Annotated in this window: 20 protein-coding genes and 2 pseudogenes; 8 read left to right on the forward strand and 14 right to left on the reverse strand. The window is 74.5% G+C overall.

Translation table 11 applies throughout. From position 1 onward, the window contains the following. The first annotated feature begins 554 nt into the window (after positions 1 to 554). Together AB0L25_RS38465 and fabG are read left to right on the forward strand one after the other, a co-directional pair. A complete protein-coding gene (locus AB0L25_RS38465) occupies positions 555 to 1706 on the forward strand; it encodes an acyl-CoA dehydrogenase family protein (RefSeq protein ID WP_500178262.1) in 1152 nt (383 codons plus the stop codon). A gap of 14 nt (positions 1707 to 1720) precedes the next feature. Beyond that, positions 1721 to 2488 (forward strand): 3-oxoacyl-ACP reductase FabG, encoded by a 768-nt coding sequence (fabG, locus tag AB0L25_RS38470; protein WP_500178264.1) that lies wholly within the window; start codon positions 1721 to 1723, stop codon positions 2486 to 2488. A 90-nt stretch (positions 2489 to 2578) separates the two neighbouring features. On the opposite strand, the pseudogene AB0L25_RS38475 reads toward fabG, so the two are convergent. Together AB0L25_RS38475 and AB0L25_RS38480 are read right to left on the reverse strand one after the other, a co-directional pair. After that, positions 2579 to 3118: pseudogene (locus tag AB0L25_RS38475) on the reverse strand (acyl-CoA dehydrogenase family protein); the annotation flags it as partial. A 295-nt stretch (positions 3119 to 3413) separates the two neighbouring features. Beyond that, a pseudogene (locus tag AB0L25_RS38480) lies at positions 3414 to 3593 on the reverse strand (enoyl-CoA hydratase-related protein); the annotation flags it as partial. Positions 3594 to 3685: 92 nt separating this feature from the next. Here AB0L25_RS38480 and AB0L25_RS38485 point away from each other — a divergent pair. After that, positions 3686 to 4894 carry a PucR family transcriptional regulator gene (locus tag AB0L25_RS38485; RefSeq protein ID WP_500178266.1) on the forward strand — a complete coding sequence of 403 codons (1209 nt, stop codon included), beginning with the start codon at positions 3686 to 3688 and terminating at the stop codon, positions 4892 to 4894. A 15-nt stretch (positions 4895 to 4909) separates the two neighbouring features. Here AB0L25_RS38485 and AB0L25_RS38490 read toward each other — a convergent pair whose 3' ends face one another. Next, positions 4910 to 5692, reverse strand: a complete 783-nt coding sequence (locus AB0L25_RS38490) for a helical backbone metal receptor (RefSeq protein WP_500178268.1) — start codon at positions 5690 to 5692, stop codon at positions 4910 to 4912. Continuing rightward, entirely contained in the window at positions 5689 to 8916 is a 3228-nt protein-coding gene (gene icmF / locus AB0L25_RS38495; protein ID WP_500178269.1) for a fused isobutyryl-CoA mutase/GTPase IcmF, read from the reverse strand. The genes AB0L25_RS38490 and icmF overlap by 4 nt, the downstream gene beginning before the upstream one ends. Before the next feature lie 109 nt (positions 8917 to 9025). Between icmF and AB0L25_RS38500 the strand changes: the two genes are divergently transcribed. Continuing rightward, entirely contained in the window at positions 9026 to 9520 is a 495-nt protein-coding gene (locus AB0L25_RS38500; protein ID WP_500178271.1) for a MarR family transcriptional regulator, read from the forward strand. Between the two features lie 72 nt (positions 9521 to 9592). On the opposite strand, the gene AB0L25_RS38505 is transcribed toward AB0L25_RS38500, so the two are convergent. From AB0L25_RS38505 to AB0L25_RS38515, 3 genes are all read right to left on the reverse strand, one after another. Continuing rightward, positions 9593 to 12004 (reverse strand): ATP-binding cassette domain-containing protein, encoded by a 2412-nt coding sequence (locus tag AB0L25_RS38505; protein ID WP_500178273.1) that lies wholly within the window; start codon positions 12002 to 12004, stop codon positions 9593 to 9595. Positions 12005 to 12268: 264 nt separating this feature from the next. Next, positions 12269 to 12679, reverse strand: coding sequence for a VOC family protein (locus tag AB0L25_RS38510; RefSeq protein ID WP_500178275.1), 411 nt, complete (start codon positions 12677 to 12679; stop codon positions 12269 to 12271). Positions 12680 to 12683: 4 nt separating this feature from the next. Next, positions 12684 to 13133: a helix-turn-helix transcriptional regulator gene (locus tag AB0L25_RS38515; RefSeq protein ID WP_500178276.1), complete on the reverse strand. Its 450-nt coding sequence runs from the start codon at positions 13131 to 13133 to the stop codon at positions 12684 to 12686. Positions 13134 to 13287: 154 nt separating this feature from the next. On the opposite strand from AB0L25_RS38515, the gene AB0L25_RS38520 reads away from it, so the two are divergent. Together AB0L25_RS38520 and AB0L25_RS38525 are read left to right on the forward strand one after the other, a co-directional pair. After that, a complete protein-coding gene (locus tag AB0L25_RS38520; protein WP_500178278.1) occupies positions 13288 to 14112 on the forward strand; it encodes a tryptophan 2,3-dioxygenase in 825 nt (274 codons plus the stop codon). After that, positions 14102 to 15427, forward strand: a complete 1326-nt coding sequence (locus AB0L25_RS38525; protein ID WP_500178280.1) for an FAD-dependent oxidoreductase — start codon at positions 14102 to 14104, stop codon at positions 15425 to 15427. The genes AB0L25_RS38520 and AB0L25_RS38525 overlap by 11 nt, the downstream gene beginning before the upstream one ends. On the opposite strand, the gene AB0L25_RS38530 is transcribed toward AB0L25_RS38525, so the two are convergent. Beyond that, positions 15424 to 16848: an MFS transporter gene (locus tag AB0L25_RS38530; RefSeq protein WP_500178282.1), complete on the reverse strand. Its 1425-nt coding sequence runs from the start codon at positions 16846 to 16848 to the stop codon at positions 15424 to 15426. The two genes, AB0L25_RS38525 and AB0L25_RS38530, sit on opposite strands and share 4 nt — an antisense overlap. A 65-nt stretch (positions 16849 to 16913) precedes the next feature. Here AB0L25_RS38530 and AB0L25_RS38535 point away from each other — a divergent pair, with 65 nt between their 5' ends. Beyond that, the gene (locus AB0L25_RS38535; RefSeq protein WP_500178283.1) at positions 16914 to 17150 is read left to right on the forward strand and encodes a hypothetical protein; all 237 of its coding nucleotides are present in this window, start codon (positions 16914 to 16916) and stop codon (positions 17148 to 17150) included. Positions 17151 to 17157: 7 nt separating this feature from the next. Here the strand turns inward: AB0L25_RS38535 and AB0L25_RS38540 are convergent, their stop codons facing one another. The 3 genes from AB0L25_RS38540 to moaA form a co-directional block, all read right to left on the reverse strand. Continuing rightward, positions 17158 to 17457, reverse strand: a complete 300-nt coding sequence (locus tag AB0L25_RS38540; RefSeq protein WP_500178284.1) for a DUF6457 domain-containing protein — start codon at positions 17455 to 17457, stop codon at positions 17158 to 17160. A 97-nt stretch (positions 17458 to 17554) separates the two neighbouring features. Further along, positions 17555 to 18142, reverse strand: coding sequence for a molybdenum cofactor guanylyltransferase (mobA, locus tag AB0L25_RS38545; protein ID WP_500178286.1), 588 nt, complete (start codon positions 18140 to 18142; stop codon positions 17555 to 17557). Between the two features lies 1 nt (position 18143). After that, positions 18144 to 19133, reverse strand: a complete 990-nt coding sequence (moaA, locus tag AB0L25_RS38550; protein WP_500178288.1) for a GTP 3',8-cyclase MoaA — start codon at positions 19131 to 19133, stop codon at positions 18144 to 18146. A gap of 144 nt (positions 19134 to 19277) precedes the next feature. Between moaA and AB0L25_RS38555 the strand changes: the two genes are divergently transcribed. Then, positions 19278 to 20102, forward strand: coding sequence for an alpha/beta hydrolase (locus AB0L25_RS38555; protein ID WP_500178290.1), 825 nt, complete (start codon positions 19278 to 19280; stop codon positions 20100 to 20102). Here the strand turns inward: AB0L25_RS38555 and AB0L25_RS38560 are convergent. The 3 genes from AB0L25_RS38560 to AB0L25_RS38570 all read right to left on the reverse strand — a co-directional run bounded on the left by AB0L25_RS38560 (position 20062) and on the right by AB0L25_RS38570 (position 24345). After that, the gene (locus AB0L25_RS38560) at positions 20062 to 21147 is read right to left on the reverse strand and encodes a TfoX/Sxy family DNA transformation protein (RefSeq protein ID WP_500178291.1); all 1086 of its coding nucleotides are present in this window, start codon (positions 21145 to 21147) and stop codon (positions 20062 to 20064) included. The genes AB0L25_RS38555 and AB0L25_RS38560 overlap by 41 nt on opposite strands. A 3-nt stretch (positions 21148 to 21150) precedes the next feature. Continuing rightward, complete coding sequence (locus tag AB0L25_RS38565; protein WP_500178293.1) at positions 21151 to 22344, reverse strand: RtcB family protein; 1194 nt, start codon at positions 22342 to 22344, stop codon at positions 21151 to 21153. An 81-nt stretch (positions 22345 to 22425) separates the two neighbouring features. Then, positions 22426 to 24345, reverse strand: coding sequence for a GTP-binding protein (locus tag AB0L25_RS38570; protein WP_500178294.1), 1920 nt, complete (start codon positions 24343 to 24345; stop codon positions 22426 to 22428). Positions 24346 to 24585: the final 240 nt, after the last annotated feature.

The raw sequence follows: 24585 nt of genomic DNA on the forward strand, positions 1-24585 counted from the left end.
GCCCCCGTATCCACCCGGCGCCGCTTTTCATGTTCCGGGACGTCCCCATGACCCGCCCGTGCCCCGATCTTGACGCGCGGCGCGGCGCCGCGCGCGTCCCGGCACATCGCGCCCGCCCGCGCAACCGGCGGCCGTGTCCTGGTCCGGCCAGGAACCGAAGCCCCCGCCGCGCGAACCTTTCCTGAACGACGCCCGTACGACGGCCGGTGGTAATTCACAAGCACTCGTTCGGAACGTGATCGATCCATTCCCGGACGACCCGCGCCCCGGTGAAGCGCGCCCGCACAAGAACCGGCGGCGGAGCGGCACTCGGCCGGCGGCGCCCCCCGACCCCCGGCAGGGGCCCGCCCCCTTGACGGAGCCTCGGGACGCGTCGAGCGTCGCGCGTACGACCGCCGGGTCATGCGGGCCGGTCCCGCGCGCCAGGCCCGCCGCACGTCCGAGGGCGGAGCGCACCGGTCGCGAACGCTACAATGCCGTTCTAGAACGAAGTTCGAAAACAGCCGGCGTTCCGCCGGTGACGCGATCCGCAGTTACCGCGAAAGGGGCACAGCGTGCGCCGCACCCTGTTCAACGAGGACCACGAGGCCTTCCGGGACACGATCCGGGACTTCATCGAGGCCGAGGTCGCGCCCTACTACGAGGAGTGGGAGGCCGCCGGGCACCCGCCCCGCGACTTCTACAACAAGCTCGGCGAGCTGGGCGTGTTCGGCATCCAGGTGCCCGAGGAGTACGGCGGCGCCGGCGAGACCAGCTTCAAGTACCAGGCCGTCGTCTCCGAGGAGTGCGCCCGCGCCGGGGTGAGCTTCGGCGGCTACGGGGTCCACGTCAACCTCGTCCTGCCCTACCTGCTCAAGTACGCGAGCGAGGAGCAGAAGAAGCGGTGGCTGCCGCCGTTCATCTCCGGCGAGATGATGACCGCCATCGCGATGACCGAGCCGGGCACCGGCTCCGACCTCGCCGGCATCCAGACCACCGCGAAGCGCGACGGCGACCACTACGTCCTGAACGGCGCCAAGACGTTCATCACCGGCGGCGTCCTCGCCGACCGGATGCTGGTCGTCGCCCGCACCTCCCCCGCCACCCCCGAGAACCGCCGCGCCGGCCTGTCGATCCTGGTCGTCGACACCAAGAGCGAGGGCTACGCGGTCGGCCGCAAGCTGGAGAAGATCGGGCTGCGCAGCTCCGACACCGCCGAGCTGTCGTTCAGCGACGTGCGCGTCCCCGTCGAGGACCTGCTCGGCGAGGAGGGCCGCGGGTTCGAGTACCTCACCCACAACCTCGCCGAGGAGCGGCTCGGGATCGCCACCAGCTCCTACGCGTCGGCCGCCGCCGCCGTCGAGTTCGCCCGCAAGTACGTGCAGGAGCGCACCGTCTTCGGCAAGACCGTGTCCTCGTTCCAGAACACCAAGTTCGTCCTGGCCGAGTGCGCCACCGAGGTGGAGGCCGCCCGCTCCCTGATCGACCGCGCGATCGAGGCGCTGGACGCCGGGGAGCTCACCCCCGCCGACGCCGCCGTCGCCAAGCTCTTCTGCACCGAGGTGCAGCAGCGCGTCGTCGACAAGTGCCTGCAGCTGCACGGCGGCTACGGCTACATCCTGGAGTACCCGATCGCGCGGCTGTACACCGACGCCCGGGTCACCCGGATCTACGGCGGCACCAGCGAGGTGCTGAAGACCATCATCGCCAAGGACATCCAGGTCTGAACGGGAGGCCCACCATGACCGACACCCCCACCGGCCCGCGGGTCGCCGTCGTCACCGGGGCCGCGCGCGGCATCGGCGCCGCCGTCGCCGTCCGGCTGGCCCGCGAGGGCTTCGCCGTCGCGGTCTGCGACCTCGACGAAGCCGCCTGCGCGGGCACCGTCGAGACGATCGCGAAGGACGGCGGGACGGCGCTCGCCGTGGGCGTCGACGTCGCCGACTCGGCCGCCGTCGCCGCCGCCGTGACCCGGATCGCGGCCGAGCTGGGCCCGCCCGTCGTGCTGGTGAACAACGCCGGCATCACCCGCGACAACCTGCTGTTCAAGATGACCGACGACGACTGGGACTCGGTCATCTCGGTGCACCTGCGGGGCTCGTTCCTGATGAGCCGCGCCGCGCAGGAGCACATGACGAAGGCGGGCTGGGGCCGCATCGTGAACCTGTCGTCGGTGTCGGCGCTCGGCAACCGCGGGCAGGTGAACTACTCGGCGGCCAAGGCGGGCCTGCAGGGCTTCACCAAGACCCTCGCGATCGAGCTCGGCAAGTTCGGGGTGACCGCGAACGCGATCGCGCCCGGCTTCATCGAGACCGAGATGACCGCCGCGACCGCCGCCCGCGTCGGCGTCGACTTCGAGGACTTCAAGGCCGCGGCGGCCAAGGAGATCCCGGTGCGCCGCGTCGGCCGCCCGGAGGACATCGCCGGGACGGTCGCGTTCCTGGTGAGCGACGACGCCTCGTTCGTCTCGGGGCAGGTCATCTACGTGGCGGGCGGGCCCCGCGCCTGACGGGCCCCGACCCCGCGGGCGCCGCGGGCCCCGGCCGTCCGTGCGGCCGGGGCGCGCGGCGCCACACCGGGGCAGCCCGAGGACGCGCTCGGCGATGATGTCGCGCTGGATCTGGTTGGCGCCGCGGGCGATCCGGCGGCCCCGGCTGCCCAGCATCACCTGCTGGAACCCGTCGACCGGGTAGCCGTCGCCGGGCGGCCGCAGCAGCCCGGCCGGGCCCTGCGCGTCCAGCGCCAGCGACCCGAAGTCGCAGTGGTACTCCGACCAGTTGATCTCGTCGACGGCGAGCAGCGCGGAGACGTCCCCGCCCGCCGCCATCTCGTCGGCGACCCGCCGGCCGGTGAACCGCATCAGCTCCACGCGGACGTACGCCGCGGCCAGCGCCCGCCGGACGTGCGGGTCGCCCAGCCGCCCCCGCGCGCGCAGCCGCCCGACGAGGGCCTCGAACTCGCGGCGGTAGCCGAAGTACCGCCCGGTGATCTCCCCCGCGCGTTCCGCGCCGAGGGTCGTCATCGCGACGCGCCAGCCGCCGTTCACCCCGCCGATCACGTTGAACAGCGGGGCGACCGCGCCGTCGAGAAACTCCTCGCAGAAGCCCGCGCCGCCGGTGATCTGCCGGATCGGGCGCATGTCCACGCCGCCGCCGTCCAGCGGCAGCAGGACGTACGACAGGCCCCGGTGGCGCGGCGCGTCGGGGTCGGTGCGGCAGGAACATCATGTTCGCCTGCAGCCCGTGCGACGTCCAGATCTTGTGGCCGGTGACGTCGTGGTGCTCGCCGAGGGCCGGGACGCGGCCGGGCGCGGCGTGCCGCCCGTACCGAACGGACCGGTAGGGCAGGCCGGGCACCTCGTACGGGGTGCCGTCGGCGGCGGTCGCGGGCACGAAGACGCCGGACGCCGCGACGTCCGGGGCGGCGCGGTCGGCGGGGTCGCCCGCGGCCTCCTCCAGGGCGGCGGTCAGGGCGTGCGACAGCTCGCGGGACAGCGCGTTGCGGCGCTCGGGACGGTTGAGGGTGATCGTGGCGACGCCGCGCGCCGCCTCGTACAGCACGGTCGGGGACAAGCCGGTGTCAGGCAAGAAAGTGGCCTCCTTCCACGTGCACACCAGGCTCGCGACGCGGAACGGCCCTCACCATCTGGATCCGGCACAGCGTACGGCTCAATATGCTGTGACGATTCACAGAAACGGAGGGGCGCGTGACCGAGCGCTACGCCGAGGTCGTGCGGCGGCTGGAACCCCGCGTGCCGACGCTGGCGCGCACGGTGGTCGCGGACTACGCCGCGCGCTCGCCGCTGTACGGGGACCGGATCCCCCTCCAGCTCCAGACGATCATGGCGAGCACGTGCCGGCTGACGCTGCGGCTCATGCTCGGGTCCCTGCTGGACCGCGAGATCCGCGAGGAGTACCTGCGCCTCGTCCGGGAACGGGCCCGCGAGCGCGCGGCGGAGGGGGTGCCCTTCCAGGAGTACATCCGGGCGCTGCACGGCTGCCTGAACGTGCTGTGGGACGAGCTGGGCCCGGCCCTCGCGGACGAGCCGGCGGCGCTCGCCCCCGCGATGCGGCGCGCCCACGACGTGAACGACGTCCTCCAGGAGGCGGGCGCCGCGGGGTACGACGAGCACGCCCGCACCGCGGCCGCCGAGTACGCCCGCGACGGCGCCCGGGTCGTGTCCGCGCTGCTCGCCGGGGACCCGTCCCCGCTGGTCGCGCACTTCCAGGGCGAGGTGCCCGCCCGGCTCACCCTCGTGGTCGTCGAGCTGCCGCGGGAGCCGCCGCCCGCCGCCGCGGACGAGGTGGACCCGGCGGCGCGGCGCGTCACGGCGCACCGGCGGGCCCGGCGGATCCTGGACGCCCTGGAGCGGCTCTACGGGGCCGAGCCGCCCGCCGACCTGCGCGCGTCCGGCGGCGTCCTCCTGCTCACCGGGGCGCTGGACGCCGAGGTGGACGCCGGGGTGCTCGCCGAGCGGGTCGGGCGGGCGGCGGGCGGGCCGGTGACGCTGGCCGCCGAGACGATCCGGGCGCCCGGGGAGGCGCCGGAGGCGGCCGCGGCGGCGCGCCGGGTCCTGCGGATCGTGCGCGGCACCGGCCGCCCGCCCGGCGCGTACCGGCTGGCGGACGTGGCGCTGGAGTACCACCTCGGCGCCGACTCGCGGGCCGCGCCCGTCCTGCTCGCGGCGATGGCGCCGCTGGCGGGCCGCGCCGAACTGTGGGAGACGCTGCCGGCGTACTTCGCGCACGACCTCGACCGGCGCGGCGCGGCCCGCGCGCTGGGCGTGCACCCCAACACCGTCGACAACCGGCTGGCCCGCGTGCACGCGCTGACCGGCGTGGACGTGACGACGGCGGACGGGCTGCCGACCGCGGCCGTCGCCGTCGCGCACCACCGGCGGGCGGCGGCGCCCTGACCGCCGCGGCACGGGTCAGCGGGCCAGCCGCTCCGCCAGGACGCGCGGCGCGTCGACCAGCGACGGCCCGTACCAGGTGAGGTGCCGCCCGTCGACGAGGGCGCAGTCGAGGCCGGGGAACGCCTCGGGGCCGTCGTCGGCGGTGAACCGGTACGGCTCGTCCGGCAGGACGACGAGGTCGGCGCCCGACGCGTTCAGCTCGCCGATCGGGATCTTCGGGTACCGCTCCGGGTGGTCCGCGTAGACGTTCGCGACGCCGAGGCGGGCGAGGACGTCGCCGGTGAAGGTGTCGCGCCCGACGACCATCCACGGCCGCCGCCAGATCGGGATCACGGCGGCGCGCGGCGGGCCGGGCACCACGGCGGCCCACGCGCGCGCGGCGTCGTCCAGCCAGGACGGGACGGGGACGCGGCAGCCCTCGGCGAGCATGCGGCGCAGCGAGCCGAGGGCCTCCTCGACCGTCCGGATCCGCGTCATCCACACGGGGACCCCGGCGGCGCGCAGGGCGTCGACGTCGGCGGGACGGTTCTCCTCGGTGTTGCCGACGACGACGTCCGGGCGCAGGGCGACGATCCGGTCCACGTCGGGGTTCTTGGTGCCGCGGACGCGCGGGACGTCCAGGCCGGCGGGGTGCGTGCACCAGTCGGTGGCGCCCGCGAGCAGGCCGGGCGCGGTGGCCGCGACGGTCTCGGTGAGGGACGGGACGATCGACACGACGCGGCGCACCCGGTCCGGGACCGGGACCGGGCGGCCGGTGTCGTCGCGCGGAACGCCCGCCGTTCCGGGCGGTGCCGTCATACGTTGCGGCGGTACTGGCCGCCGACCTCGAAGAACGCGTCGGTGATCTGCTGGAGGGTGCAGACCCGCGCGGCGTCCATCAGGACGGCGAACACGTTCTCGCCCGAGCGGGCGGCGTCCTGCAGGGCGGCGAGGGCCGCGCCGGACTCGTCCCGGTGCGCCGCCCGGTGGGCGCGGACCCGCTCGAGCTGCGAGCGCTTCTCCTCCTCGGTGGCGCGGGCGAGCTCGATCGTGTCGGGCGTCCCGTCGCCGGCGTCCGGGGCGCGGAACGTGTTCACGCCGATGATCGGCAGGGAGCCGTCGTGCTTGCGGTGCTCGTACAGGATCGACTCGTCCTGGATGCGGCCGCGCTGGTAGCCGGTCTCCATCGCGCCGAGCACGCCGCCGCGCTCGCTGATCCGATCGAACTCCGTCAGCACCGCCTCCTCGACGAGGTCGGTCAGCTCGTCGATGATGAACGAGCCCTGCAGCGGGTTCTCGTTCATCGCCAGGCCCCACTCCCGGTTGATGATCATCTGGATGGCGAGGGCGCGGCGGACGGACTCGGCGGTGGGCGTCGTGACGGCCTCGTCGTAGGCGTTGGTGTGCAGGCTGTTGCAGTTGTCGTAGACGGCGATGAGGGCCTGCAGGGTGGTGCGGATGTCGTTGAAGTGCATCTCCTGCGCGTGCAGGGAGCGCCCGGACGTCTGCACGTGGTACTTGAGCTTCTGGCTGCGCTCGTTGGCGCCGTACCGGTCGCGCATGGCCACGGCCCAGATGCGGCGGGCGACGCGGCCGAGCACGCTGTACTCGGGGTCCATGCCGTTGGAGAAGAAGAACGACAGGTTGGGCGCGAAGTCGTCGACGTCCATGCCGCGCGCCAGGTAGGACTCGACGTAGGTGAACCCGTTGGCGAGCGTGAACGCGAGCTGGCTGATGGGGTTCGCGCCGGCCTCGGCGATGTGGTAGCCGGAGATCGACACCGAGTAGAAGTTGCGGACGCGGTTGGCGATGAACCACTCCTGGATGTCGCCCATCATCCGCAGGGAGAACTCGGTGGAGAAGATGCAGGTGTTCTGCCCCTGGTCCTCCTTGAGGATGTCGGCCTGCACCGTGCCGCGGACGGTCGACAGGACCCGCGCGCGGATCTCCGCGGCCTCGGCGCCGGACGGTTCGCGGCCCTCCTCCGCGCGGAACCGGTCGAGGCCCTGGTCGATGGCGGTGTTGAGGAAGAACGCCAGGATCGTCGGCGCCGGGCCGTTGATCGTCATCGACACCGAGGTGGTGGGCGAGGACAGGTCGAACCCGTCGTAGAGGGCCTTCATGTCGTCCAGCGTCGCGATCGACACGCCGGACGTGCCGACCTTGCCGTAGACGTCGGGACGCTCGTCGGGGTCGCGGCCGTAGAGGGTGACGGAGTCGAACGCGGTGGACAGCCGGGTCGCGGGCTGCCCCTCCGACAGGAGCTTGAAGCGGCGGTTGGTGCGGAACGGGTCGCCCTCCCCGGCGAACATCCGCGCCGGGTCCTCGTTGTCGCGCTTGAACGGGAACACCCCGGCGGTGAACGGGAACCTCCCGGGGAGGTTCTCGTTGCGCAGGAACCGCAGCAGCTCGCCGTGGTCGGTGAAGCGCGGCAGGGCGACGCGCGGGATGCGGCTGCCCGACAGGGACTCGCGGGTCAGCGGCGTGCGCAGCTCGCGGTCGCGGATCCGCACGACCTGCTCGTCCCCGGAGTAGGACGCCACGACCGACGGCCACTCCGCGAGCAGCGCGGCGTCGCGGGGGTCGACGTCCCGGCGGGCCCGCTCGAGCAGCTCCTCGACCTCGGCGGCGTCGGTGAGCTCGGCGCGGACCTCCTCCAGCCGCTGCACCCGCCGGACCGCCGCCATCTGCCGCTCGGTGTCGGCGTGGTAGCCGCGGACGGTGTCGGCGATGTCCGACAGGTACCGGACGCGGTTCGGCGGGATGATCGTGGCGGCGCCGGTGGAGACCTTCGTGTCGACCTTCGGCAGCGCGCCGTCCGCGGCCGGCAGCCCGTGCTCGGCGAGGAGCCCGCCGAGGTGCTGGTAGAGGGCGGTGACGCCGTCGTCGTCGAACGTCGCGGCGCTGGTGCCGAACACCGGCATGTCCTCGGGGCGGCTGCCGAACGCCTCCCGGTTGCGGACGAGCTGGCGCGAGACGTCGCGCAGCGCGTCCTGCGCCCCGCGCCGCTCGAACTTGTTGATCGCGACGACGTCGGCGAAGTCGAGCATGTCGATCTTCTCGAGCTGGGACGCGGCGCCGAACTCGGGCGTCATCACGTACAGCGACGTGTCGACGATCGGGACGATCGCGGCGTCGCCCTGCCCGATGCCGGGCGTCTCCAGGATCACCAGGTCGTACCCGGCGGCCTTGCAGGCGGTGATCGCGTCCGCGATGCCGTCGGGCAGCTCGCGGGCGCCGCGGGTGGCCAGCGAGCGGAAGAACACGCGGTCGCCGTCCAGGGAGTTCATCCGGATGCGGTCGCCGAGCAGGGCGCCGCCGCCGCGCCGCCGGGTCGGGTCCACGGCCAGGACGGCGACGCGGAGCCCGTCGCGCCGGTCGACGCGGAACCGCCGCACCAGCTCGTCGGTGAGCGAGGACTTGCCGGACCCGCCGGTGCCGGTGATGCCGAGGACCGGGACGGTGCGGGCCGCCGCGGCGTCGGCGAGCGCGGCGCGGTCGGCGTCCGGGAGCCGCCCGGCCTGCAGGCAGGTGATCGTCCGGGCGAGGGCGCGCCGGTCCCCCGCGATGACGGCGTCGGCCGTCGCGGGCTCGGCGGCCAGGTCGACGTCGCAGTCCCGGACCAGCTCGTTGATCATGCCGGGGAGGCCGAGCCGCTGCCCGTCCTCCGGGGAGAAGATCCGCACGTCCGAGGCCGCCAGCCGGGCGATCTCCTCGTGCACGATGACGCCCCCGCCGCCGCCGAACACCTTCACCTGCTCGGCGCCGGCCTCCTTGAGGCTGCGCGAGAGGAACTCGAAGTACTCGACGTGGCCGCCCTGGTAGGAGCTGATCGCGACGCCCTGGACGTCCTCCTCCAGCACGGCGTCGACGACCTCGCGCACCGACCTGTCGTGCCCCAGGTGCACCACCTCGGCGCCCTGGGACTGCAGGATGCGCCGCATGATGTTGATGGCCGCGTCGTGCCCGTCGAACAGCGCCGCCGCCGTCACGAACCGCACCGGATGCACCGGAACGTGCAGTTCACCGGAGGAATCCGTCACCGTCTCCACCCCCGCCCCTCGGGCCGACCGTGGACCCTTGGACATCCAATATTTGGAAGCTAAAATAGTTTCCGTGCGCGATCCGGTCAAGACCACATACGGTGGTGCGATGCCCGCCCCCGATCCCATCGCCGAGGCCCACCGCCAGTGGAGCGCCCGGTGGCCCGAGCACGCCGACCACATGGCGGCCGTCACCTCGGTGATGCGCGCCCAGCAGCTCCTGCTGAGCCGCATCGAGGCCGTCCTGAAGCCGTACGGCCTCACGTTCGCCGCCTACGAGGCGCTGCGCCTGCTGGCGTTCGCCCGCTCCGGCACCCTCCCGATGGGCAAGATGGGCACCCGGCTCATGGTGCACCCCGCCTCGGTCACCAACGTGATCGGACGGCTCGAGGGCCGCGGCCTCGTCGGCCGCGCCCCCTCCCCCGACGACCGCCGCGTCGTCCTCGCGACCATCACCCCCGCGGGCCGCGACCTCGCCGAGGAGGCGACGGCCGCGCTGAACGCGTCCGGCTTCGGCATCGCCGACCTGCCCGCCGAGGGCGCCGCCGCCATCCGCGCCGCCCTCCACCCCGTCCGCCGCGTCACCGGCGACGTCGAGGACTGACCGCCGCCCCCGGAGCCCCGGACGGCGATCGCGGACGGCGATCGCGGACGGCGATCGCGGAAGGATCGCCGGTCAGGCGCCGACGTAGGCCGCGAGGTGCTCGCCGGTGAGGGTGGAGCGGGCGGCGACGAGATCGGCCGGGGTGCCCTCGAAGACGACCCGGCCGCCGTCGTGACCGGCGCCCGGACCGAGGTCGATGATCCAGTCGGCGTGCGCCATCACGGCCTGGTGGTGCTCGACGACGATGACCGACTTGCCCGAGTCGACCAGCCGGTCGAGCAGGCCGAGCAGCTGCTCGACGTCGGCGAGGTGCAGGCCGGACGTCGGCTCGTCCAGGACGTAGATCCCGCCCTTCTCGGCCATGTGGACGGCCAGCTTGAGCCGCTGCCGCTCGCCGCCGGACAGCGTGGTGAGCGGCTGCCCGAGGGTCAGGTAGCCGAGGCCGACGTCGGCGAGCCGCCGCACGATCTTGTGCGCCGCCGGGATCCGGCCCTCCCCGGCGCCGAAGAACTCCTCGGCGTCGGTCACCGACATCGCGAGGACCTCGGAGATGTCGCGGCCGCCGAACCGGTACTCCAGGACGGCCGCCGCGAAGCGCCGTCCCTCGCACACGTCGCAGACGGTGGCGACGCCCGCCATCATGCCGAGGTCGGTGTAGACGACGCCCGCGCCCTTGCACTCCGGGCACGCGCCCTCGGAGTTCGCGCTGAACAGCGCGGGCTTCACGCCGTTGGCCTTCGCGAACGCCTTGCGGATCGGGTCGAGCAGCCCGGTGTAGGTCGCCGGGTTGCTCCGCCGGGACCCCTTGATCGCGCCCTGGTCGACCGCCACCACGCCCGCCCCCGCCGGGATCGACCCGTGCACCAGCGAGCTCTTGCCGGAGCCCGCGACGCCGGTCACGACGGTGAGCACGCCCAGGGGGACGTCGACGTCGACGTCCTGCAGGTTGTGGGCGTTCGCGCCGCGGATCTCCAGCTTGCCGGACGGCGCGCGCACCGTCTCCTTCAGCCGGGCCCGGTCGTCGTAGTGGCGGCCGGTGACGGTGTCCCCCGCCCGCAGCCCCTCGACGGTGCCCTCGTAGCAGACGGTGCCGCCCGCCGTGCCCGCGCCGGGACCGAGGTCGACGACGTGGTCGGCGATCGCGATCGTCTCCGGCTTGTGCTCCACGACGAGCACGGTGTTGCCCTTGTCCCGCAGCCGCAGCAGCAGGTCGTTCATCCGCTGGACGTCGTGCGGGTGCAGGCCGATCGTGGGCTCGTCGAAGACGTAGGTGACGTCGGTGAGGGACGAGCCGAGATGGCGGATCATCTTGGTGCGCTGCGCCTCGCCGCCCGACAGCGTGCCCGAGGGGCGCTCCAGCGAGAGGTAGCCGAGCCCGATCTGGACGAACGAGTCGAGCGTCCCCTGCAGCGCCGCGAGCAGCGGCGCCACCGACGGCTCGTCCAGGCCGCGGACCCATTCGGCGAGGTCGCGGATCTCCATCGCGCACGCCTCCGCGATGCTGATCCCCTTGATCTTCGAGGACCGGGCCGCCTCGGTGAGCCGGGTGCCGCCGCACTCGGGGCAGACGGCGAACGTGACCGCCCGGTCCACGAACGCGCGGATGTGCGGCTGCATCGCCTCCCGGTCCTTGGACAGGAACGACTTCTGGATCCTCGGGATGAGCCCCTCGTAGGTCAGGTTCGCCCCCTCGACCTTCACCTTGATCGGCTCGTGGTAGAGGAAGTCCTGCATCTCCTTCTTCGTGAACTCGCGGATCGGCTTGTGCGGGTCGAGCAGGCCCGACTCGGCGTAGGTCCGCACCGTCCACCAGCTGTCGGACTTCCAGCCGGGGATGGTGAACGCCCCGTCGGAGATCGACTTGGAGTCGTCGTAGAGCTGGGTGAGGTCGATGTCGGAGACCCTGCCCCGCCCCTCGCAGCGGGTGCACATGCCGCCGGTGCGGGAGAAGGTGGCCTTCACGGCCTTGCTGCCGTCGCCGCGCTCCACCGTGATCGCGCCGCTCGCCCGGACCGACGGCACGTTGAACGCGAACGCGGCGGGCGGCCCGACGTGCGGCTCGCCGAGCCGGCTGAACAGGATGCGCAGCATCGCGTTGGCGTCGGTGGCGGTGCCGACCGTGGACCGGGGGTCGGCGCCCATCCGCTCCTGGTCGACGATGATCGCGGTCGTCAGCCCGTCCAGCACGTCCACCTCGGGCCGCGCCGGGGTCGGCATGAACCCCTGCACGAAGGCGCTGTAGGTCTCGTTGATCAGCCGCTGGGACTCCGCGGCGATCGTGCCGAACACCAGCGAGCTCTTGCCCGAGCCGGAGACCCCGGTGAACACCGTCAGCCGGCGCTTCGGGATCTCGACGGTGACGTCCTTGAGGTTGTTCACGCGCGCGCCGTGCACGCGGATCATGTCGTGGCCGTCGGCGGCGTGCGACGCGGCCGACCGCGCGTCCGGCGCGTCGGGCGCGTCCGTCCTCGGGGCCATGGTCATCGTGTCTCCATCATGTCGGGCGGGGCCGTCGTCGCGGCCCCGGCTGCGTCGCCTCGGCCGGCCCGGCCTCATCGGCGCGGTCGCGGCGACGGTCATTGTGCACCTGTTCGCCGGTTTCCGCTCCCGGCCCCGCCCGCGCACACCAGGACGCACCGGCCGTCCACGTCCTTCCGGTGGACGGCCGGTGCCCGGTGCCGCGGACGCACGGTGCCGCGGCGAGGCGGGGCCGCGGGGCCGGCGCTCACCCGGCCGCGGCCGGGGCGCTCACTCGGCCTCCTGGATACGGACCATGTTGCCCGCCGGATCGCGGAACGCGCAGTCCCGGACGCCGTAGGGCTGGTCGGTCGGCTCCTGGACGACCTCGGCGTCGACGGCCTGCAGCCGCTCGAAGACGCCGTCGACGTCGGGCGTCGCCAGCAGGACGCTCGCGAACGTGCCCTTGGCCATCATCTCGGCGATCATGCGGCGCTCGTCGTCGGTGACGCCGGGATCGGCCGACGGCGGGTACAGCACGATCGACGTGCCGGGCTGCCCGGGCGGGCCGACCGTGATCCACCGCATGCCCTCGTAGCCGACGTCCTTGCGGACCTCGAACCCGAGGGCGTCGCGGTAGAACGCCAGCGCCGCGTCGGGGTCGTCGTGCGGAAGGAAGCTCGAAAGGATGGTGACGTCCATGCCGTCACGCTAGGCGGGCCCGGGCCGCCGGCGCTTCTCGATTCCTGACCGGTCTCGTCACCTGCTTGGCCACGCACGACGGCATCCCCGCCGTCGCCTCGGCCGCGCGGGCCCGGTAGACGCTCGGCGGGACCCCGACCAGTTCGGTGAAGCGGGTGCTGAAGGTGCCCAGCGACGAGCAGCCGACCGCGAAGCACACGTCGGTGACGCTGAGGTCGCCGCGCCGCAGCAGCGCCATCGCGCGTTCGATGCGCCGCGTCATCAGGTAGCTGTACGGCGACTCGCCGTAGGCGCGCCGGAACCGGCGGCTGAGGTGCCCGGCCGACATGTTCACGCCGCGCGCGAGGGCCTCGACGTCCAGCGGCTGCGCGTACTCGCGGTCGATCCGGTCGCGGACGCGGCGCAGCAGCGCGAGGTCGCGCAGGTGCTGGTCGGTGGAGGACTTGCTGGTCACAGCACGATCCTGCCACATGGGGACGACACCAAACCGGGGCGCGGACGCACGTCCGGGCGGTATGCCGGGTATGTGGGACTTACCGGGGTACCGGGCCCCGATGGGCGTTCCCTTATGCTGCGGGTCACATCCGTGAAATCGCAAGGAGGCGGTGATGGCGGATTCGCCGACGATGACGTACGGCGGGTACCTGCGGCTGGACCGGCTGCTGTCGTGCCAGGAACCGAAGACCGACGCGCACGACGAGCTGCTGTTCGTGATCATCCACCAGGTGTACGAGCTGTGGTTCAAGCAGATCCTGCACGAGGCCGCGCTGCTGCAGCGCCGCCTCGAGGAGGGCAACAGCGGCGGCTCCCTGCACACCGCGCGCCGGATCGCCAAGATCCTCAAGACGGTGGTCGGGCAGCTGGACGTGCTGGAGACGATGACGCCCCGGCAGTTCGCCGCGTTCCGCGACGAGCTCGGCACCTCCAGCGGCTTCCAGAGCGACCAGTTCCGCGAGCTCGAGGCGGTGCTCGGGCGGCGCTCGTTCCCCGCGTCGGACCTGCGCGGCGACGAGCGGCTGCGCGCGGCGGCGTCCCGCCCGTCCCTGCTGGACTCCCTGCTGCGCTACCTCGCCGGGCGCGGGTACGAGATCCCGGAGTCCGCGCTCGAGCGGGACTTCGCCGAGCCGTGGGAGCCGGACCCGCGGGTGCAGCGCGCGCTCCTGGCGGTGTACGCGGACGAGAGCGGCCCGGCCGCCGAGGTCTGCGAGGCGCTCGTCGACGTGGACGAGGGCGTCCAGGAGTGGCGGTACCGGCACCTGAAGATGGTGGAGCGGACGATCGGCGCGAAGGTCGGCACGGGCGGTTCGGCGGGCGCCGACTACCTGCGCTCGACGCTGTTCGCGCCCGCGTTCCCGGACCTGTGGGAGGTCCGGTCGCAGACCGAGCCCGCCGGGGACGCGGCGCCGGCGGGGGAAGCGTCGCATGGCGGCTGACGCGGAGCGGGTCGCCATCGTCGGCGCCGGGCTGGCCGGGTGCCTGCTGGCGGTGCTGCTGGGACGGCGCGGGATCGCGGTGACGGTGTACGAGCGGCGGCCGGACCCGCGCGTCGCGGGCGCCGAGCGGGGCCGGTCGATCAACCTGGCGATCTCGGCGCGCGGTCTCGCGGCGCTGGAGCAGGTGGGGCTGCGCGAGCGGGCGCTCGCGCACGCGCTGCCCATGCACGGGCGCATGGTGCATCCGAAGGGCGGCGAGCCGAACTTCCAGCCGTACAGTGCGGACCGCGCGCGGGCCATCAACTCCATCAGCCGGGCGGAGCTGAACCGGTTCCTGCTCGACACGGCTGAGGCGACCCCCGGGGTGGCGTTGCGGTTCGGCGAGCGCGTCACCGGCGTGGACGCCGAGGCGGGCGCGGTGCTGCTGGAGGACGCCGAGCCGGAACCGGCGGGCGTCGTGCTGGCCGGGGACGGCGCGTTCAGCGCGGTGCGGCGGTCGCTGAAACTCGAGCACGACGACGCGGACTTCCTCGAGCACGCCTACAAGGAGCTGACCGTCCCGCCGCGGAACGGGGACTTCGCGCTCGATCCGGACGCGCTGCACATCTGGCCGCGCGGGACGTCCATGATGATCGCGCTGCCGAACCTCGACCGGTCGTTCACCTGCACGCTGTTCTGGCCGCGGAGCGACTTCGCCGCGCTGCGGAGCCCCCGCGAGATCACCGCGTACTTCGCCGAGCACTATCCGGACGTCGCGGGCCTGATGCCCGGCCTGGTGGACGACTACGAGCGGAACCCGGTCGGGTCGCTGGTGACCGTCCGGTGCGAGCCGTGGGTGCGGCGGGGCGCCGGCGCGTCCGTCGCGCTGCTCGGCGACGCCGCGCACGCGATCGTCCCGTTCTTCGGGCAGGGCGCCAACTGCGCGTTCGAGGACTGCATCGAGATCGACCGGTGCCTGGACGAGACCGGTGGCGACTGGGCGCGCGCGCTGGCCCGCTACCAGGACCGGCGGAAGCCCAACACGGACGCCATCGCCGAGATGGCGCTCGACAACTTCGTCGAGATGCGGGACCGGGTGTCGTCGCCGGTGTACCGGGTGAAGCAGGCGGCGCAGCACGCGCTGGAGCGGCGGCTGGCGGGGCGCTACGTGTCCCGCTACGAGCTGGTGTCGTTCTCGACGATGCCGTACGCGCGGATCCCCGCCCGGATCAGGCGGCAGAACCTGCTCCTCGGCGGCGCCGTGCTCGGTGCGGGCGCCGTGCTCGGCCTGGCCCTGCGCGCGGCCCTGCGGGCGGCTCCGCGGGCACGGCGCTAGCCGGGGCGCGGGCGCGGGCGGCGCCCGCGGCGGCGGCCGCCGGTCACGTCGGCGACCGCCGCCGCCAGCGCCGCGAGGACGAACAGCAGGATGACGATGAGCCCGTGCCGGAACGCCGCGGCCTGGTCGCCCGACTCCGCGACGGTCTCGAAGAACACCGACCCGACCCACGCGATCCCGGCGGCGGTGCCGACGCGCTGCCCGGTCTGCAGGACGCCCGCGGCGCTGCCGCCCTCGGCGTGGTGCACCTCCGACAGCGTGATCGTCTGGTTCGGCGAGATGACCAGGCCGCTGCCGAACCCGGCGAGGAGCAGCGGCAGCGCGGTCGCCCACCCCACGCCCGTCCCGGGCACCAGCTCGACCGCGAGCCACGCCGCCGCCAGCCCGGCCGCGACCACGCCGAGCCCGACGGCGACCAGCGGGCGGCCGAACCGCGCGACGATCCGCCCGCCGATGATGGCCGCCACCCCCGACCCCACCGAGAACGGGGCGATGGCCAGGCCCGCGCCGAGCGCGCTGTAGCCCAGGCCGTTCTGCAGGTACAGCGTGAAGATGAAGAAGATCGCGGTGAACCCCGCGAAGTACAGCAGCGCGATCGTCGAGCCCAGCGCGTACGAGCGGAGCCGGAACAGCGCCAGGTCGACCATCGGGGAGCGGGCGCGGCGCTCCCAGAGCACGAACAGCGCGAGCAGCGCCGCCGCCGCGGGGAGCAGCAGCCACTTGACCGGGCTCTGCCACTGCTGATGCTGGACGAACGGCAGCAGCACGCACAGCACGCCCGCGCCCAGCAGCAGCACGCCGGGCGGGTCCAGCCCCTGCCGGGCGCCGTAGACCGGGGCGGGCAGCAGCCACCGCGCGAGGAACAGCGCCGCCACGCCCACCGGCACGTTGACGTAGAACACCCACCGCCAGCCGTCCTCGGGCCCGGCCAGCGCGATGAGGCCGCCGCCCAGCAGCGGCCCGGTCGCCGTCGCGAGCCCGATGACGGCGCCGAGCGCGCCGAACGCCCGTCCCCGTTCGGCGCCCCGGAACAGCTGCTGGATGAGGCCCGCCACCTGCGGGTTGAGGATGCCGCCCGCGACGCCCTGCACGAGCCGCGCGACGATCAGCCACAGGTCGTCCTGCGCCGCCCCGGCGAGCGCGCTCGCCACGGTGAACAGCGCCAGCCCGAACATGAACACGGCGCGGCGGCTGCGGGCGTCGCCGAGCCGTCCCGCCGGGACGAGCGCGAGCCCGAACGTCAGCGCGTACCCGGACACGATCCACTGCAGCCCCGCCTCGCTGGTGTGCAGCCCGTCCCGGATGGTGGGCAACGCCACGTTCACGATGCTGACGTCGAGCAGCGTCATGAAGGCCGCGACGAGGCAGACGGCGAGCGCCTGCCAGCGCCGGTCCGCCCCGACCGGCGGGTCGGAGTGCACGGGCCGGTCCTTTCCGGAGATCACCGGGCCAAACGCGCCGCCGCCGGCTGTGCCACGCTGGCCCGGTGACCGAATCGACTCCCGAGACGCACCCCGACGAACTGCTGTGCTCCGCCAAGGGCTGCCGCGCGGACGCGGTGTGGGCGCTGCGCTGGAACAACCCGAAGATCCACACGCCGGACCGGCGGAAGATCTGGCTCGCCTGCGACGAGCACCGCGCGAGCCTGTCGGCGTTCCTCGACCGCCGCGATTTCCTCAAGGACGTGGTGCCGGTGGCCGACCGCGACGCGCCCGGCGCCTGACCGGCCGTCAGGCCTCGTCGAGGACGGGCTCCCCAGCCGGCTGCGGGACGTCGTCCGGTGCGGGCCCCGGCTCCGCGGCGGCGCCCCAGCCCTCCGCGAGCTCGGTGAGCCGGGCCGCGGCGTCCCGGGCGGGCGCGCCGCGGCCGACCGCCAGTCCCAGCAGGTAGGCGGTGAGCGGCGCGCCGGGACGCGCGACGCCGTGCGCGACGTCGCGGGCGAGATCGAGCACCAGGTCGCGGTCGACGTCGCCCCGGTCCAGGCCCAGTTCGCGGCACGCCGCGTCCATCCAGTCCTCGAGCACGGACATGGGTTCCCCCTTCGCGGACATCATGCGATTCCGACTGGATGCCCACTCTCGCACGATCGACGCGGGTCCCCCGGGCCGGGTCCGCCGGGGGACGCGGTCAGTGCGGGCCGGGGTCGGCGAGGGTGCGGGCGCGGGCCAGGTCTTCGGGGGTGTCGCAGTCGTACCAGGGCGGGCGGTCCCCGGCGGGGAGGGCGACCCGGGCCGGTTCGAGCGGGGCGAGCAGGCCGCGCAGGGACGCCCCGGCGTAGCCGTCGAGGGCGGTGCGGAGCGCGCCGGTGCGCCAGCACCCGGCGAGCCACTGGTCGCGGCCGCCGGCGTCGACGAGCACGGCGCCGTGCGCCGGGCCCGCCAGGGCGTCCAGGAGGCGGGCGAGGTGGGCGGGGCGGAGGAACGGCAGGTCGGCGGCCAGCAGCGCGACGCGCGGCGCGCGGACCTCGGGGAGCCCGGCGCGCAGCGCGGGGACCGGGCCGCCGCCCGGCGGGTCCTCCCGGACCCGCACCGCGTCCACGGCCACGTCGCGGGGCGGGCCGACCACGACGACGCGGGCCGCGCCGGACGCGGCCACCGCGACGTGCTCGAGCAGGGCGCGGCCCCCGACGCGGGCGGCGGGCTTGTCCGCGCCGCCGAACCGGCGGGCGCGCCCGCCGGCGAGGATCACCGCGTCCCACGCCCCGGAGCCCGGCACGTCAGCCGCCGATCGCCGACATGGGGCGGGCCGGCTGCAGGAAGGACGGGTCGTCGATGCCGTGCCCGGCGCGCTTGGCGCGGACGGCGGCGCGCCAGCGGCCGGCCAGGTCGTCGTCGGACGCCCCGGCGCGCAGCGCGTCCCGCAGGTTGGACTCGTCGGTGGCGAACAGGCAGTTGCGGACCTGCCCGTCGGCGGTGAGCCGCACCCGGTCGCAGGCGCCGCAGAACGGGCGGGTCACCGAGCCGATGACGCCGACGCTCGCGGGGCCGCCGTCGACGAGGAAGTTCTCCGCGGGGGCGCTGCCGCGCTCGTCCGGGTCCTCGGGGGCGAGGGCGAACGCGGCGCCGAGCCGCTCGAGGATCTCGTCCGCGGTGACCATGCCGTCGCGGGTCCAGCCGTGCTGGGCGTCCAGCGGCATCTGCTCGATGAACCGCAGCCGGTAGCCGTGCTCGAGGCAGTAGCGCAGCAGCGGGACGGCCTCGTGGTCGTTGACGCCGCGCATCAGCACCGCGTTGATCTTGACGGGGGCGAGCCCGGCGGCGCGGGCGGCGGCGAGGCCGCGCAGGACGTCGTCGAGCCGGTCGCGGTGCGCGAGCCGCTTGAACGTCGCCCGGTCGAGGGTGTCGAGGGACACGTTGACGCGGTCCAGCCCGGCGTCGGCGAGCGGCGCGGCGAGCCGGTCCAGGCCGATCCCGTTGGTGGTCAGCGAGATCTGCGGGCGGGGCCGCAGCGCGGCCGTCCGGCGGACGATCCCGGGCAGGCCCCGGCGCAGCAGCGGCTCGCCGCCGGTGTAGCGCACCTCGCGGACGCCGAGCCGCTCGACGCCGAGCGCGACGAGCCGCACCACCTCGTCGTCGGTGAGCAGCTCAGGCCGGGGCAGCCAGTCGAGCCCCTCGGGCGGCATGCAGTACGAGCAGCGCAGGTTGCAGCGGTCGGTGAGGGAGACCCGCAGGTCCGTCGCGGTACGGCCGAAGGCGTCGACGAGCACGGGCGCCCCTTTCCAACGTCCGGTAGATCGCCCCAGCCTATTGCGGACGTTGACGATTCGTTCCATCGCGGGAGACGGTATCCGCCTGATCATGGCAGGGTGCTCCTGGAGGATCCTCCAGGGAGACCGACGAGGGAGGTACCGGTGGCGCAGGCTTGGGAGTGGGAGTTCGCCGGAGTGCGGGGCGCGGTCACCGCGCGGATCTGGGCGGCGGACGGCCCGCGCTACGTCGCGGTCCTCGCGCACGGCTACGGCGAGCACCTCGGCCGCTATGAGCACGTCGCCGACGCGCTCGTGCGGCACGGCGCGACCGTGTGCGGCCCCGACCACATGGGCCACGGGCGGTCGGCGGGCGAACGCGTGCTGATCGAGGACTACGAGGACGTCGTCGCCGACCTGCACACGGTCGTGGAGTCCGCCCGCGGCGACCACCCGGACCTCCCGGTGGTGCTGATCGGGCATTCGATGGGCGGGCTGATCGCCGCGCGGTACGCGCAGCTGCACGGCGACGGCCTCGCGGCGCTGGTGCTGTCGGGTCCGGTGCTGGGCCGCTGGCGGACCGTCGACGACCTGCTGCCGCTGGACGAGATGCCGGACGAGCCGATCGACACCGCGACCCTCTCGCGGGACCCGTCCGTCGGCACCGCCTACACCGCCGACCCGCTGGTGTGGCACGGCCCGTTCAAGAAGACGACCGTCCGCGCGCTGGACGCGTGCCTGCGGCGCGTCAACGCGCACGGGTCGCTCGGGGCGCTGCCGACGCTGTGGGTGCACGGCGACGACGACCGGCTCGTCCCGCTGGACGGCACCCGCACCGGCATCGAGACGGTGCGGGGCGCGGACCTGACCGAGCGGATCTATCCGGGCGCGCGCCACGAGGTGTTCAACGAGACGAACCGGGACGAGGTCCTCGGGGACGTCACGGCGTTCATCGACCGGGTGCTGGAGCCGGCCGCTTCGTCCGCGTAGCGAGCTCGCGCAGCAGTTCGGCGCGGCGGCCGGGCGCGACGTCGCCGGGCGCGGTGCCGGTGACGGCGGCCTCCAGCGTCCACAGCAGGTCCTCGTCGACGCGGCGCCCGGCGCCGCCCCGCAGGAGGAGGTACGCCTCGACGGGGCCGTTCGCCGCGAGGGAGTCGAGGGTCCAGATCCCCGCCGCCTCGAGCCGTTCGGCGTCGCGGCGGCCGAGCGGGCGGCAGTTGCGGACGCGGCGGGACCGGCCGCGCCCGATCGCGCCGTGCCGCCGCCAGATCAGCGGCCGCAGCTCGGCGCCGTCGGCGGGCGCGTCCGGGCGGGCGAGGATCTCGGCGCGCGCCCGCCGCGCCGTGCTCACGTCGCGGTGGAAGTCGCGGAACACCTGGATCTCGCCCGGGTGCCCGTGGTCCCACTCCCCCAGGTAGGTGTAGTCCATGCCGTAGCGGCCGGACGTGTCGAGGCGGGCGGCGGCGAGGGCCCAGTAGCGCGCCTCGCGCGGGGTGGCGGGCGCGAGCGTGATCAGCCCGTGCGTCCGCTCGACCCGGCCCGACTCCGGCCACCGCCAGGAATCGCGCACCCAGTCCGGTTCGTCCCGCATCGCGGCGTCCAGGCCGTGCGTCCGCCACCGGACGGTCCCGTCCGGCGCGGCGCGCAGCGGCAGCCGCCGCGCGAGGTCGCGGGCGGCCCGCCGCCCGAACGGGGTGCACCAGCCGGGCACGAGCACGATCGGGTCGGGCGGGTCGGCGTCGAACGGCGTCGGGACGAGGAACGGGCGGTCGACGACCAGGACCGTGCCCGGCCGCGCCTGGTACGACAGCCCCCACAGCATCCGGCCGAGGACGCGGGCGCCGTGCCGGTCCGACAGCACGTGCCAGGTCCCGTGGAACCGGTTCGTGCCGAACCGCACGGCCGTCCCCGGCCGGAGCCCGACGACGGTGTGCGTCCGCCCGTCGAGCCGGACGGCGCGGCGGTGCAGCTTCATGCCGTCGTCCGCGCGCCGCGCGTTGCCCGGCCGCTGCGCCGCCCTCGCCCGTCCCGCCACCGGTCAGCCCTTCACGCAGACGAGCTGGCGCAGGTGCGCGACGACCTCCACCAGGTCGGACTGCGCCTCGATGACCTCTTCGATGTCCTTGTAGGCCCCGGGGATCTCGTCGACGACGCCGCTGTCCTTGCGGCACTCGACGCCCTTGGTCTGCTCGACGAGGTCCTCGACGGTGAAGTTCTTGCGGGCCTTGTTCCGGCTCATCCTGCGGCCCGCGCCGTGGGACGCCGAGTTGTACGCCGTCTCGTTGCCGAGGCCGCGCACGATGTACGTCCCGGTGGCCATGGAGCCCGGGATGATGCCGAGGTCGCCGGCGCCCGCGCGGATCGCGCCCTTGCGGGTCACGAGCAGCTCGACGCCGCCGTACTCCTCCTCCGCCACGTAGTTGTGGTGGCAGGAGATGGCCTGTTCCCACCGGCAGCGCTTCTCGCCGAACCGCTGGGTGACGACGTTCTGCGCGAGGGCCATCATGACCGCCCGGTTGCGGCGCGCGTACTCCTGCGCCCAGAACAGGTCGTGCCGGTAGGCGTCCATCTTCACGGTGCCCGCGAGGAACACCGCGAGGTCGGGGTCGGGCAGGTCCTGGTTGTGCGGCAGCTTCTGCGCCGCCTCGATGTGCCGCGCCGCGAGCTCGTTGCCGATGTTGCGCGACCCCGAGTGCAGGACGAGCCAGATCGCGCCGTCGTCGTCCGCGCACAGCTCGAGGAAGTGGTTGCCGCCGCCGAGCGTCCCCATCTGCTGGCGGGCGCGGCCGAACTTCGCGTGCGCCGCCGGGTGCAGCTCGTCGAACCCCTTCCAGAACTCGTACCAGCCGCGCATCTTCAGGCCGGGCAGCGCGGACGTGTCGACGGCCTCCTTGTGCGCGCCGCGCCCGACCGGGATCGCCCGCTCGAGCCGCGAGCGAATGCCCGACAGGTCGTCCGGCATGTCCTCCACGGTCAGCGTCGACTTCGCGGCGGTCATCCCGCAGCCGATGTCGACGCCGACGGCCGCCGGGGACACGGCGTCCTTCATCGCGATCACCGAGCCGACGGTCGCGCCCTTGCCGTAGTGGACGTCCGGCATCACCGCGAGCCCCTCGACCCACGGCAGCGCGGACACGTTGCGGAGCTGGTCGAGCGCCTGGTCCTCGACCGTGGCGGGGTCGGTCCACATCCGGATGGGAACGCGGCCGCCCTTCAGAGTCTGGTACGGCATTCCTTCTCCTTCTGCGGGGGATCCGAACCGTGATCTATGACGCCAGACCCGCCGGTCCGGTTTCAACGGGTTTTCCCCGCGTCAGGACCGGCGGCGTTCGGTCAGCCCCAGCCCGTCCAGGTGCCGCAGCAGCGCGACGGCGACCCGGCGCGGCGCGGCCAGCGCCTCCCCGGCCTGGTCGGGGGTGAAGGGCTGCGGCAGCGCCGACAGGATCCGCAGCGCCTCCCGGTCGGCGCCGGGCAGCAGGACGACCCCGTCGGCGAGGCGCAGCACGGCCCCCGCGCGGGCCGCGTCCGCGAGCACGTCCCCGGTCAGCCCGAACTCGGCCAGCCGCTCGGCGGCGGGCGCGCCGAACGGGTCCTCCGCGAGCTCCGCCCGCAGCCGCGCCACGCCGTCCGCCCACACCGGCGCCCCAGCGGCCCCGGCCACCTCCTCGCCGCCGCCCTCCACCCCGCTCCCGGACTCGCCCCCAGAACCCGACTCGGCACGTGAGGCCGGTCCAGCCTCCGCGCCCGCCTCCTCCCGAGCGGACGACTCGACTCCCGCGACCGACTCGGGGTGCGGAGTCGGCTTGGGAAGGGGGAGCGGGTCGGGGGGTGGGGCGAGGGGTTCGGTCGGGGGGTTCGGTGGGGTGGCGGGGGCGTGGACGCGGCCGCCCTCGATGCGCAGCGGCGGGCGGGCGAGGGCGGCGACGAGCTCGCGGGCGGGCAGGCCGAGCCGGAGGCGGACGGTCTCCAGCGGGAGGCCCGGGGCGCCGGGGTGCTCGGCGGCGTGCCGGGCGGTCTCGGCGGCGAGGCGGTCGCGCAGCGTCTCCCAGTGGGCGGGGTCGGCGACCCACTCGCCGTTCAGCGGGACGGCGTCCGGCGGGACCGCGCAGCCCATCCCGGTGAGGTCGGCGCGGCGCAGGACGCCGTGGCGGCGCAGCACGACGGCGCCGTCGGGGCGGTCGGGCCAGGACGCCAGCTCGCGGGCGCGGGCGGCGCCGGCGCCGCGCCGCACCAGGGTCGGCGGGCGGACGTCGAGGACGCTGACGCCCGCGATGGCGCGGCGGTCGGGGTCGCGCAGCACGCCGGTGTCGCCGACGTGCAGCGCGAGCCGCGCGTTGAGGGTGAGCCGCGCGGTGTCGGGGCCGAGGGGGCGCAGCGCGACGCGGACGGCGGCGGCGCCGATGTGCAGGGTCATCCGGCGGGCGAGCCGGCCGGACGCCTCGCCGAAGCGGGTGCGCACGTCCACGCAGGTGGTCGGCGACCAGCGGCCGGGCGCGACGAGGGCCATCCCGGGCGCGACGGGGCCCGCGTCGCGGAGGGTGAGGACCACGCGGGACACGCCGCCGATCTCGTCGCGGGGCTCCCCCGCGCAGCCGATCGTCCGGACGCGGACGCGCTCGCCCGCGGGCATGAGGAGCAGTTCGTCGTCGACGCGGATGGTCCCGGCGCCGAGGGTGCCGGTGACGACGCTCTGCCGTCCGGCGGTGAACGCGTGGTCGACCCACAGCCGGACGGGCGCGTCCGGGTCGGGGACGGGGAGGCGTCCCGCGAGCCGGTCGAGGGCGGCGGCCAGCTCGGCGGTCCCGGTGCCGGTGACGGTGCTGACGGCGACGGCCTCGGCGGCGGCGAGGGCGGTGCCGGCGAGGCGTTCGCGGGCCTGCCGCAGCGCGATCCTCGGGTCGGCGACGTCCGCCCGGGTGATCGCCAGGACCCCGTTGCGGACGCCGAGCGCGGCCGCGGCCTCCAGGTGCTCCTGGGACTGCGGCATCCAGCCCTCGTCGGCGGCGACGGCCAGCAGCACGGCCGGGGCGGGCGCGAGGCCGGCCAGGACGGCCGGGACCGAGCGCGGGTCCCCCGGGACGTCGACGAACGCGACGCGGCGGCCGGACGGCAGCCGCGTCCAGGCGGTGCCGGTCAGCGCCGGGCCGGGCTCCTTCGGCTCCATGCCGGTCAGGGCGCGCACGAGCGAGGACTTGCCGTGCGCGGCGTGGCCGGCGGTGGCGAGGACCTGCATCACGCGGTCCGGACGGGCGGGAGGGGGTCGTGCAGACGAAGATCCACGGAAGCGGGGTCCACGGAACGCCACCCTAAGGACGTTCGCGCCCGTCGCGAAACCGGAACGGGCGGGCCCGCGGCGTCGCGAAGATCACCGTCCTGATTTTCCGGATGTGGAAGCCGAAACCGGACGCCGCCCGATCGTTCCATCCAGGACAGTGCTAATACTTAGCTTTAGTAATTACAGTGCCGGGTGCCC

Source organism: Spirillospora sp. NPDC052242, assembly GCF_040679555.1.
GTDB lineage: Bacteria > Actinomycetota > Actinomycetes > Streptosporangiales > Streptosporangiaceae > Spirillospora.